The sequence below is a fragment of the Streptomyces sp. NPDC007875 genome (genome assembly GCF_042868035.1).
GTDB classification, from domain to species: domain Bacteria; phylum Actinomycetota; class Actinomycetes; order Streptomycetales; family Streptomycetaceae; genus Streptomyces; species Streptomyces antimycoticus.
In genome coordinates this window covers 12,623-24,597 of record NZ_JBIADZ010000025.1, presented here as the reverse complement: position 1 = coordinate 24,597, position 11,975 = coordinate 12,623, and the positions used below count along the sequence as shown (strand labels likewise).

The 11,975-nt window shown below is 70.0% G+C and carries 6 protein-coding genes; 2 read left to right on the top strand and 4 right to left on the bottom strand.

From position 1 onward, the window contains the following. Nucleotides 1–157 precede the first annotated feature (157 nt). Nucleotides 158–5,116: an NAD-glutamate dehydrogenase gene (locus tag ACFYOY_RS37070; RefSeq protein ID WP_351903313.1), complete on the bottom strand. Its 4,959-nt coding sequence runs from the start codon at nucleotides 5,114–5,116 to the stop codon at nucleotides 158–160. A gap of 492 nt (nucleotides 5,117–5,608) precedes the next feature. Here ACFYOY_RS37070 and ACFYOY_RS37065 point away from each other — a divergent pair, with 492 nt between their 5' ends. Beyond that, entirely contained in the window at nucleotides 5,609–6,175 is a 567-nt protein-coding gene (locus ACFYOY_RS37065; protein WP_043241320.1) for a DJ-1/PfpI family protein, read from the top strand. Nucleotides 6,176–6,356: 181 nt separating this feature from the next. Here the strand turns inward: ACFYOY_RS37065 and ACFYOY_RS37060 are convergent, their stop codons facing one another. After that, complete coding sequence (locus ACFYOY_RS37060) at nucleotides 6,357–7,025, bottom strand: HAD family hydrolase (protein ID WP_351903310.1); 669 nt, start codon at nucleotides 7,023–7,025, stop codon at nucleotides 6,357–6,359. 35 nt (nucleotides 7,026–7,060) lie between these two features. Beyond that, nucleotides 7,061–7,567: a DUF6912 family protein gene (locus ACFYOY_RS37055; RefSeq protein WP_093462289.1), complete on the bottom strand. Its 507-nt coding sequence runs from the start codon at nucleotides 7,565–7,567 to the stop codon at nucleotides 7,061–7,063. Between the two features lie 726 nt (nucleotides 7,568–8,293). Between ACFYOY_RS37055 and ACFYOY_RS37050 the strand changes: the two genes are divergently transcribed. Further along, complete coding sequence (locus ACFYOY_RS37050; protein ID WP_388592028.1) at nucleotides 8,294–8,686, top strand: Rv3235 family protein; 393 nt, start codon at nucleotides 8,294–8,296, stop codon at nucleotides 8,684–8,686. Nucleotides 8,687–8,911: 225 nt separating this feature from the next. Here the strand turns inward: ACFYOY_RS37050 and secA are convergent, their stop codons facing one another. Next, nucleotides 8,912–11,755, bottom strand: a complete 2,844-nt coding sequence (gene secA, locus ACFYOY_RS37045; RefSeq protein WP_351903304.1) for a preprotein translocase subunit SecA — start codon at nucleotides 11,753–11,755, stop codon at nucleotides 8,912–8,914. Nucleotides 11,756–11,975: the final 220 nt, after the last annotated feature.

Genomic DNA, 11,975 nt, shown 5'->3' with positions numbered 1-11,975 from the left:
GACGTACGGCGCCGCGCCCCCAGACACCCGGGCCCTGGCCCGATGTCGCGGACAAGTGCCGCGCAGGGGCCATGCGTCGCCGCGGGTCATGGCTCGGACGCACCGCGCCGCCCGGGGCGCGGGGCCCCGGGCGGCGCGGTGTCAGCTCGGTGGAGGATCAGCTATGCGTGCGCAGCAGCGTCCGCATCGTCCGCATCGCGACCGACAGATTGGCCAGGTCGAAGGTCTCCGACGACTGGATCTCATCGAGCGTGGTGCGCGCACGCTGCAGGATCGCGGCGTTCTTCTCCTCCCACGCCTTGAAGCGCTGCTCGGGCGTGGAGCCGCCGTTGCCCACCGACAGCACATCGGAGGTCAGGGCGGCCTGGGCCGCGTACAGGTCCTCGCGGATGGAGACCCGGGCCATGGACTGCCACCGGTCGGCGCGCGGCAGCTCGATGATCCGGTCCATCAGCTGGCTGATCCGCAGCCGGTCGGCCAGGTCGTAGTAGACCTCGGCGACCGCCAGCGGCTCCTTGCCGGTGCGGTCCGCGATGGCGACGATGTCCAGCGTCGGGAAGGCCGAGGAGAAGCCCGCCACCCGGGTGGCCAGGTCCTCCGGGACGCCCGCCGCGGTGATCTCGTCGTAGATCCGCTGGTACCACTCGATGTCGGAGCCGCGCAGCAGCTTGGGCATCTGCGCCCGGACCGCGGCGACCCGCTCGCCGAAGAAGTCGATGGTCTCGGCGAGCGCCAGCGGCTGCGGCCGGTTGTTGAGCAGCCAGCGGGTGCCGCGCTCGACCAGCCGCCGCGAGTGCAGCCGCATCCTGGTCTGGATGTCGGCGTCGACGACCGTGTCCAGCGCCTCGACCTCGTCCCACACCTGGTTCAGCTCGAAGATCGCGCGGGCCGCGGTCTGGGCGCGCACGACCTCCTCGGTGGAGGCCCCGCTCTCCTCCCGCATCCGGTGCAGGAAGGTCGTCCCGGCGGTGTTGAGCGTGTCGTTGACCAGCACCGTGGTGATGATCTCGCGCCGCAGGGCATGGCCGTCGATGTACTCGGGGAACCGCTCCCGCAGCGCCTGCGGGAAGTAGGCGTGCAGCAGCCGCTGCAGATACGGATCGTCGGGCAACCCGGTGGTGATCAGCTCGTCGGCCACCGTGATCTTGACATAGGCGAGCAGCACGGCCAGCTCGGGCTGGCTCAGACCGCGCCCGGCGGAGAGCCGCTCGCGGATCTGGCGGTCGGTGGGCAGGAACTCCAGCGCCCGGTCCAGCCGCCCCTCCCGGCCCAGGCGGCGCATCAGCCGCTGGTGGGCGTGGAGCAGGCTGGGGGCCTGGACGACGGAGTTGGCCAGGGCCACGTTCTGCGCGTAGTTGTTGCGCAGCACCAGCGCGCCGACCTCGTCGGTCATCTCGGCGAGCAGCTTGTTGCGCTGCTTGAGGGTGAGGTCGCCCTCGGTGACCAGGGCGTTGAGCAGGATCTTGATGTTCACCTCGTGGTCGGAGGTGTCCACACCGGCGCTGTTGTCGATCGCGTCGGTGTTGATCCGGCCGCCGCCCGCGGCGAACTCGATCCGGCCCAGCTGGGTCAGGCCCAGGTTGCCGCCCTCGCCGACGACCTTGACCCGCAGGTCCTGGCCGTCCACCCGGATCGCGTCATTGGCCTTGTCGCCGACATCGCCGTGCGATTCGGTGGACGCCTTGACGTAGGTGCCGATTCCGCCGTTCCACAGCAGGTCGACCGGGGCCTTGAGGATCGTCTTCATCAGATCGGCCGGGGTCATCTTGGCGACCCGCTTCTCGATGCCGAGCGCGGCCCGCACCTGCGGGGTGATCGGGATGGCCTTGGCGGTACGGGGGTGGATGCCGCCGCCCGCCGACAGCAGCTCGGTGTCGTAGTCCTCCCACGAGGAGCGCGGCAGCTCGAACAGGCGGCGGCGCTCGGCGTAGGAGGTGGCCGCGTCCGGGTTGGGGTCCAGGAAGATATGCCGGTGGTCGAAGGCGGCGATCAGCCGGATGTTCTCGCTCAGCAGCATGCCGTTGCCGAACACATCACCCGACATGTCGCCGACGCCCACGACGGTGAAGTCCTGGGTCTGGGTGTCATGGCCCAGCTCGCGGAAGTGGCGCTTGACCGACTCCCAGGCACCGCGGGCGGTGATGCCCATGCCCTTGTGGTCGTATCCGGCGGAGCCGCCGGAGGCGAAGGCGTCGCCGAGCCAGAAGCCGTACGCCTGGGCGACGTCGTTGGCGATGTCGGAGAAGGTCGCGGTGCCCTTGTCGGCGGCGACGACGAGATAGGTGTCGTCCCCGTCGTGGCGGACCACGTCCTTGGGCGGCTCGACCTGGCCCGCGACCAGGTTGTCGGTGATGTCGAGCAGACCGGAGATGAAGGTCTTGTAGCAGGCGATGCCCTCGGCCATCCAGGCGTCGCGGTCGACGGACGGATCCGGCAGCCGCTTGCCGACGAAGCCGCCCTTGGCGCCCACCGGCACGATGACGGTGTTCTTCACCATCTGCGCCTTGACCAGGCCGAGGATCTCGGTACGGAAGTCCTCACGCCGGTCGGACCAGCGCAAGCCACCGCGCGCGACCTTGCCGAACCGCAGATGCACACCCTCGACCCGCGGCGAGTACACCCAGATCTCGTACGCCGGGCGGGGCGCGGGCAGATCGGGCACGGCCTGCGGGTCCAGCTTGATCGACAGGTAGTCGTGCGGCCTGCCGTCCCCGTTCATCTGGAAGTGGTTCGTCCGCAGAGTGGCCTTGATCAGGGTGAGGAAGGAGCGCAGGATGCGGTCCTCGTCCAGCGAGGCCACCTGGTCCAGCGCCGCGTCCAGCTCCTCCAGCAGGGCGTCGGTCAGCTCCACGCCCGCCCGCTGCCGCTCCGGCGACATCCGCGCCTCGAAGAGGGAGACCAGCAGCCGGGTGGTGTGCACATTGTTGCGGAGGGTGTCCTCCATGTACGACTGGCTGAAGGTGGAGCCGGCCTGCCGCAGATACTTGGCGTAGGCCCGCAGCACCATCGCCTGCCGCCAGTCCAGCCCGGCGCCCAGCACCAGCTGGTTGAAGTTGTCGCTCTCGGCCTGCCCGGTCCACACCGCGGCGAACGCGTTCTGGAAGCGCTCACGGGCGTCGTCGGCCAGCGCCTCGCCCTCGCGCAGGGGCAGCCGCAACCCGAAGTCGTAGACCCAGGCGGTGGTCTTGTCCGAGCAGCGCAGCTCGTACGGGCGCTCGTCGACCACCTCGACGCCGAGGGTGTTGAGCACGGGGAGCACCGCGGACAGCGAGATCTGGGCCCCGGCCCGGTAGATCTTGAAACGGCGCTCGGCATGGGCCGCGCCCACCGGCTCGTAGAGGCTGAGCCCGAATTCCTTGCCCCGGTCCTTCAGCCGCTCCAGGTGCTGGAGGTCGGCCACGGCGCCGCGCGGGGTGTGGTCCGCCTTGTACCCCTCGGGGAAGGCGTGCTGATAGCGGCGCAGCAGCTCGGCCGCGCGCTCCTCGCCGACCTCGGAGACCAGCGCCTCGGCGAAGCCGTCGGCCCAGGAGCGGGCGGCCTCGACCAGCCGGCTCTCGATCCGCTCCACATCGGCGTCGGTGAGGTCGGGCAGCTCGGTGCCGGGCTGGAGGCGGACCACGAAGTGCAGCCGCGAGAGCACCGATTCGGTGTGCAGGGCGGTGAAGTCGACCGGCGGACGGCCGCTCAGCTCCTCCAGCAGGATGTCGGTCAGCCGCAGCCGCACATCGGTGGTGAAACGATCACGCGGCAGATAGACCAGCGCGGAGTAGTAGCGCCCGTACTCGTCCTGGCGGAGGAACAGCCGCAGCCGGCGGCGCTCCTGGAGGTAGAGCACGCTGGTGACGATCGAGCGGAGCTGGTCGACCGGGGTCTGGAAGAGCTCATCGCGCGGGTAGGTCTCCAGGATCTGCAGCAGATCCCGGCCGTCGTGGCTGTTGGGCGCGAAGCCCGCGCCCGCGAGCACCTCGACGACCTTGCGGCGGATGACCGGGACCCGGCGCACCGACTCGGTGTACGCGGCGGAGGAGAACAGCCCCAGGAAGCGGCGCTCGCCGATCACATTGCCCTCGGCGTCGAACTTCTTCACGCCGATGTAGTCGAGGTACGAGGGGCGGTGGACGGTGGCGCGGCTGTTCGCCTTGGTCAGCACCAGCAGCTTGCGCTCACGCGCCTTGGCGCGGGCGTCGGCCGGAAGCCGGTTGAAGGACGGCGACCCCGGGCCCCCGTGGGTGCTCTCGTCGCTGTCCTTGTGCTGCGGATCGGAGCGGAGGATGCCCAGGCCCGTGCCGGGCACCGCGGTCAGCACGTCCTCCTCGCCACCGGCCTCGGTGGGGACCTGGGTCAGCTCGTACTCGCGGAAGCCGATGAAGGTGAAGTGGTCGTCGGCGAGCCAGCGCAGCAGCTCACGGGCCTCCTCGACCTCCTCCTCGCGGACCTCGGCGGCCTTGGGCTCGTCCGGCAGGCCCTCGGCGATGCGCAGCGCGGACTCGCGCATCTTCTCCCAGTCCTCGACCGCCTCGCGGACATCGGACAGGACGCGCAGGAGATCGGCGGTGATCTGCTTCAGATCGCCGCGGTCGGTCTCGCGGTCGGTCTCGACATGGATCCAGGACTCCACGACCGCGTCATGCGGGAGCTTCTTCCTGGCCGGGGCGTCCGGGGAGACATCGAGCAGCTCGATCAGCTTGCCGGTGATGTCACGGCGCACGATCACCTGCGGGTGGATCACGACATGGATGCCGCGCCCCTGGCGGGTGAGCTCATTGGTGACCGAGTCGACCAGGAACGGCATGTCGTCGGTGACCACCTCGACCACGGAGTGGCTGCAGGTCCAGCCGTGCTCCTCGACGGTCGGGGTGTGCACACGGACGTTCGCCGTGCCTTGCGGACGCACCTCGGCGAGCCGGTAGTGGGAGAGCGCCGCACCGAAGACGTCAACCGGGTCGCGGTCGGCGAGGTCCTCCGGAGGCGTGTGCAGGTAGTAGTGCTGGAGGTATGCGGTCAGGGTCTCCGGTCCTGGGCCCTGAACCGGTTTTCCCCCGGCAGGGCTGTTCTCAGCGACCCGGGCGGCCCGTTCGAGCAACTCGGCCTTGGCTTCGTCCAGCTTGGTCTGCATGTCCTCTGGCTCCTGTCGCGCGCCGTTGCGTGACATCGATGGCGGTGGCATGACGCCGCGACGCGAAAAATCCGGTCGTTGACGACGGTATGCCGGATCGGGGAATGGCCGGGGTGTACTGGGCCGTAAGTGACCAAGAACCCACGCGCCACGGGTCAGCGGCGGCTCGGGCCCGGGGCCGGTGGGGCTCCGGGCGCGGAGCGAGGGCCTCGTTGCCCTCACGGACTATCGCGCTGATCACGCAGTAAGGCTATCGCTCCTCCCCAGGGGGTCGTCATGAGCCGTTCGTGTACAAAACCGAGCCCTGAAGTTTGACGAAATGGACAGCGACCACAGGCGCGCGCGAACGGATGATGTGCGGATCATGCCCTCTTGGCAACGCGCCGGCGCGGGTGCACCGTGATCGGGACGGTGGTAAGCGTGGACGTGAACGTGGAGGTGGGCGGTATGGGTGGCACCGGCGGCACGGACGGCACAGGCAGCACGGGCGACATGACTGCGAAGATCCTTCTGGTGACCGGCGACGCGGCCGAATCCCTGGAGGTGCTCTACCCCTACCAGCGGCTGCGCGAGGAAGGGTACGAGGTCCATATCGCGGCCCCGACCCGCAAGACGCTGCGCCTCGTGGTCCATGACTTCGAGGAGGGTTTCGACACCTACACCGAGAAGCCGGGCTACACGCTCCCCGCCGACCTCGCCTTCTCCGAGGTCGACCCAGGTCAGTACGGAGCCCTCGTGATCCCGGGCGGCCGGGCCCCGGAGTATCTGCGCAACGACCCCGAGCTGCGCAAGATCTGCAAGGCGTTCTTCGACGCGGACAAGCCGGTGGCGCAGATCTGCCACGGCCCGCTGCTGACGGCGGCCGTGGGCGGCCTGAGCGGGCGGCGGGTCACCGCGTATCCGGCGCTGGAGCCGGACATGCAGGCGGCCGGGGCGGAGTACCAGGACGCGGAGGTCGTGGTCGACGGCTCGCTGGTCTCCTCACGGGCCTGGCCGGACCATCCGGCGTGGATGCGGGAGTTCCTGGCGGTGCTGCGGACGAAGGCGCCGGTGGTGTGAGGGGTGGTGGGGGGCTGTGGCCGCGCGGGGGCGTATGGAGGCAAGAGGGGGCGCACGAGGTGGTGAAGAGCCTGAGACGGACGCCGAGGAAGTCCAGGACGGGCCCCGAGGAGTCCGGGTGGCCCCTAGCGGCGGCCCCCGCCCAGCGCCCCAAGGCTGACTCCCGACGCGCCGCTCCGGCTTACTCGTCGGCCATGCGCTCGGCCTCCCGTACGGCCTCCTCGAGCGTGTCCACGACCGGCACCCCGGCCGCCTCCAGACTGACCCGGCTGTGCGAACCGCCCGTGTAGAGCACGGCCCGCGCCCCCACATGACGTGCCGCCACCGCGTCATCCACGGCGTCCCCGATCACCACCATCCGCCGCGGGGGCACCCCTTCGAGCTCGGCGATATGGCGCATCATCTGCTCGGCCTTGCCGGTGTTGCTCTGGCCGACGCGGCCGTCCACCCGGATGAAATGGCGCTCGATGCCATGCGTCCGCACCAGCGGGACCAGATGCTCATGCGGGGCCAGTGAGCACAGCGACTGGGTGAGACCCGCCTCCTGCCACTCGACGAGCAGCTGCCGGGCGCCGATCGCCAGCCCGGCGCTCTCGGCCAGCGCCCAATAGTGCCGGTGGAACGCCTCGTCCATGACCGCCCACTCCTCGTCGGTGGGCAGCCGCCCCATCAGCCGCTCATAGAAGCGCGGAACCGGGACGCAGTACAGGTCGCGATAGCGCTCGAGGGTGATCGGCGGCAGGCCGACCTCTCCGAACGACGCGTTCGTCGCCGAGATCACGGCGTCGATGTCGTGGAACAGCGTGCCGTTCCAGTCCCACACGAGGTGCGTCACGTGGTTCTTCCCCATCCCACGACCGTACCTGCCGGGTCCGACAGCGGGCATCACTCGATGAGATTGGGGATCTCCTGGGTGGCGTACCAGAGCAGCTCATGGTCCTCGGCGCCGTCCACGGTGAACTGCGCGTCGTCGTCACCGAGGTCCGCCGCGCCCAGCGCGTCGGCGGCCGCGGCGATGTCGCGCTCGGCGTCATCGGCGTCCAGGTGCACGGCGGCGGCCTTCGCCAGCGGTACGGCGGCCTTGATCCGCACCTCGCCCAGCGCGGACTGGTCCAGCCCCCGGTCCGGATCGGCGACCGCCTGCCCGTCGGGCACGTCCACGGCCACCACGACCCGACGGCGGGGGGCTTGCGGGTCGACGGCGAGCAGCCGCAGCGAGGCTTGCGCGGCCCGGCTCAGCGCCGCGTACTCCAGCTCCTCGATGTCGTCGGACACATACCACTCGCGGAGCGCGGGGGTGACCGCGTAGGCCGTCAACGGCGTCGGTCCCAGTTGGCCCTCCTTGTGCGCCTCGGCGAGAGCGGAGAGGGTCAGGGGGACGTAGACGCGCATGTCTGCCGCTTTCATCAGAGACCAATAGGCCCCCAAGCATACGATCGCCCGTCCCCAGTCCCGAGCCTTCTACGAAGGCCCGGTGGTCCCCTTTCGGGGGACGGGGTGCGACGGCGCCGCACACAGCTCGGAACAAGCCCGGCCCGAGCCCGCGACCAGGGGCGATGGGCGCCCGTATGCCCCGAATAGGTGAACCGCGGCGTCGGCCGCGGCCGGGGGCCGCGCTCATTGCGGAGGCCGAAAAACCCCCGGTAGAAGACTCCCCGACGAAAGCTACCACCCGGTATTCGACCGGGCCGGAGAGAACGGGGCGAAGGCATGCGCGAGGGCGTCCGGGCGACGGATCGGGCCACGGCGACCGGGGAGGGCGTACGACGGCGCGGCGGCAGCGGACCGGGCCGAAGCGGCCCCCCAGTCCGCAAGGACCCCCGCCGCCCCCGCACCACCCCGACGACGTCGGCACCACCCACCACGACAGCCGCACCACCCACCCCGACCGCCCCGCACAGCACAACCACCACCCACGACACCCCCACACCACACGACGTAGCCGCCCCGCCCACCACCACACCCCCCACAACGCCCACGCCCCCCACAACGCCCACACCCCCCACAACGCCCACGCCCCTCACCGTCACCCGCGCCGCCGCCGTCTCCCGCACCGCGGCCGTGTCGCCCACCACGACAACCACAACCCGCACCCCCACCGCATCCCGCACCGCCGCCGTGTCGCGCACTGCGGCCGCCGCCGCGGCGTGTCGGCAGCGGGACCGGCTGCCGCGCTACTGGTTCGCCAACCGGCTGGTGCTCACCCTCAGCGGTCAGCGCCCCGTCCACACCCTCCTCGGGCACGCCCTCCCGGCCGCCTACGACCGGCTGATCGAACTCGCCCCGCGCGCCCCGCTGCGCCCCGCCTCAGGACGTGCCACAGCGCCCGTCGTACGGCGCTGTGGCGAGTACCAGCCCCGGCACGGGGTCATCGAGGCGTTCGCCCGGATCGCCTCCGGAGACCGGCTCAGCGCGCTCGCGTTCCGGCTGGAGCTCGGCGCCGACGCCCGCTGGCGCTGCGCCGCCATCGACCTCGGACCACTCGCCCAGGCGGTGTCCGACGGATCGTGACGCCCGCGGCAGGCTGCTCCCCTCCCCGCCTCTTCCCGCAGCATCGATGCGGGAAGAGGCGGGGAGGGGAAAGACCCGCCCGACACCGCCGGGCACCCCATAGGCCCACAACCACAACCACAACCACAACGCGACGGGCCGGTGCGCCGCGCTCTCGCGCGGCACCCCGGCCCGTCCACCAAGGCCCTGCCGAACCAAGGCCCTGCCGAACCAAGGCCCTGCCGACTACTTCTTGCGGCGGCGCCCCTTCTGCGCCTTACGCCGCTCCGCCCGCGTCAACCCGTCGGACTCCGACCGGGGCGCCGGCGGCGTCTCACCGTTGGGGAAGTCGCCCTCGACGACACCGCCCTCACCGTCCACCGTCGGGGCGGAGAAGTGCAGCCGGTCCGGACGCTGCGGGGCCTCGAGACCCTTGGCGCGGATCTCGGGGCGACCCGAGGAGCCCGCGGCCGGCGCGCCCGCCGGCACCGCGTCCTCCACGTCCTTCGCGAGGGCGACCTTCTCGTCCGCCGCCTCGACCGGGACCTCCTCGACCTGCTGCTCGACCTGGACCTCCAGGTTGAACAGGTAGCCGACGGACTCCTCCTTGATGCCCTCCATCATGGCCTGGAACATGTCGAAGCCCTCGCGCTGGTACTCGACCAGCGGGTCCTTCTGGGCCATCGCGCGCAGCCCGATGCCCTCCTGGAGGTAGTCCATCTCGTAGAGGTGCTCGCGCCACTTGCGGTCCAGGACGGAGAGCACGACCCGCCGCTCCAGCTCACGCATGATCTCGGAGCCGAGCTGCTCCTCGCGCGATTCGTACTGCTGGTGGATGTCGTCCCTGATGGACTCTTCGATGAACTCGGCGGTGATCCCGGCGCGGTCGCCGGCCATGTCCTCCAGCTCATCGATCGTCACACTGACCGGGTAGAGCTGCTTGAAGGCGCTCCACAGCCGGTCCAGGTCCCACTCCTCGGCGAAGCCCTCGACCGTCTCCGCCCGCACATAGGCTTCGATCGTGTCGTCCATGAAGTGGCCGACCTGGTCCTGCAGGTCCTCGCCCTCCAGGACGCGGCGGCGCTCGCCGTAGATGACCTCACGCTGCCGGTTCAGGACCTCGTCGTACTTCAGGACATTCTTACGGGTCTCGAAGTTCTGCTGCTCGACCTGCGACTGGGCGGAGGCGATGGCCCGCGTCACCATCTTGTTCTCGATCGGGACATCGTCCGGGACGTTCGCCATCGCCATGACGCGCTCGACCATCTGCGCCTTGAACAGCCGCATCAGATCGTCGCCGAGCGAGAGGTAGAAGCGGGACTCGCCGGGGTCGCCCTGACGGCCGGAACGGCCGCGGAGCTGGTTGTCGATCCGGCGCGACTCGTGGCGCTCGGTGCCCAGCACATACAGCCCGCCGAGCTCCTTGACCTCCTCGAACTCGGCCTTGACCGCGGCCTCCGCCTTCTCCAGGGCGGCGGGCAGCGCGGCGGCCCACTCCTCGGAGTGCTCCACCGGGTCCAGACCGCGCTGGCGCAGCTCGGCCTCGGCGAGGTCGTCCGGGTTGCCGCCGAGCTTGATGTCGGTACCGCGGCCCGCCATGTTGGTCGCGACCGTCACGGCGCCCTTACGGCCGGCCTGGGCGACGATCGTCGCCTCCCGGTCGTGCTGCTTGGCGTTGAGCACCTCATGCGGCACCCCGCGCTTGGCGAGCTGCTGGGAGAGGTACTCGGACTTCTCCACGGAGGTGGTGCCGACCAGGACCGGCTGGCCCTTCGTGTGCTTCTCGGCGATGTCGTCGACCACCGCGTCGAACTTCGCCACCTCGGTGCGGTAGATCAGGTCGGACTGGTCGATCCGGGCGAGGGGGCGGTGGGTCGGGATCGGGACCACGCCGAGCTTGTAGATCTGGTGGAACTCGGCGGCCTCGGTCATCGCCGTACCGGTCATGCCGGAGAGCTTGTCGTAGAGGCGGAAGAAGTTCTGCAGGGTGATCGTGGCGAGCGTCTGGTTCTCGTCCTTGATCTCGACCGCTTCCTTCGCCTCGATGGCCTGGTGCATGCCCTCGTTGTAGCGGCGGCCCGCGAGGATACGGCCGGTGTGCTCGTCGACGATCATGACTTCGCCGTCCATGACGACGTAGTCCTTGTCCTTCTTGAAGAGCTCCTTGGCCTTGATCGCGTTGTTGAGGTAGCCGACCAGCGGGGTGTTGACCGACTCGTAGAGGTTGTCGATCCCCAGCCAGTCCTCGACCTTGGTGACACCGGACTCATGGATGCCGACGGTGCGCTTCTTCTCGTCGACCTCGTAGTCCCCGGTCTCCTCCACGCCCTTCTGCGGCTCGGCGGCCTGGCCCCTGCTGAGCCGGGTGACCAGCTTGGCGAAGTCGCCGTACCACTTGGTGGCCTGGTCGGCCGGGCCGGAGATGATCAGCGGCGTACGGGCCTCGTCCACCAGGATCGAGTCGACCTCGTCGACGATCGCGAAGTTGTGGCCGCGCTGCACCAGCTCGTCCTGCGACCACGCCATGTTGTCGCGCAGATAGTCGAAGCCGAACTCGTTGTTGGTGCCGTAGGTGATGTCGCACGCGTACTGCTCGCGGCGCTGCGCCGGGGTCATGTTGGCGAGGATGCAGCCGACCTCCAGGCCGAGGAACCGGTGCACCCGGCCCATCCACTCGGAGTCACGCTCGGCCAGGTAGTCGTTGACCGTGATGAGGTGAACGCCCTTGTCCGACAGCGCGTTCAGATACGCCGGGAGGGTGCCGACCAGGGTCTTGCCCTCACCGGTCTTCATCTCTGCGACATACCCGAGGTGCAGCGCCGCGCCGCCCATCAGCTGGACGTCGTAGTGACGCTGGCCGAGCACCCGCTTGGCCGCCTCGCGCACCGTGGCGAACGCTTCGGGCATCAGGTCGTCGAGGCTCTCACCGTCGGCGTACCGCTGCTTGTACTCGTCGGTGAGGGCGCGCAGCTCGGCGTCGGAGAGGGACAGGAAGTCCTCTTCGATGGAATTGACCTGGTCCGCGATGCGGTGCAGCTTGCGCAGGATCTTTCCTTCGCCTGCACGCATGAGCTTGTTGAGGACGGACACGTAGGCTGGCTCCTTGCCGGTCGGGCCTGGCACGGTCGGGGTGCGCTGGCGCGGCATTGTCAAGGGGCGCAGGCCCCGCCGCAACGGCCATCGTAAGACAGACCCCGGCACGCCGGGAGGTCCGTCACCACGAGGACCGGATGTCACCTCACCGTGTCAACGCCCGAGAGCTCCCCCAGGTGCCCTCCAATTCACCGAAACCGCTCGCGGTGAGTGACGA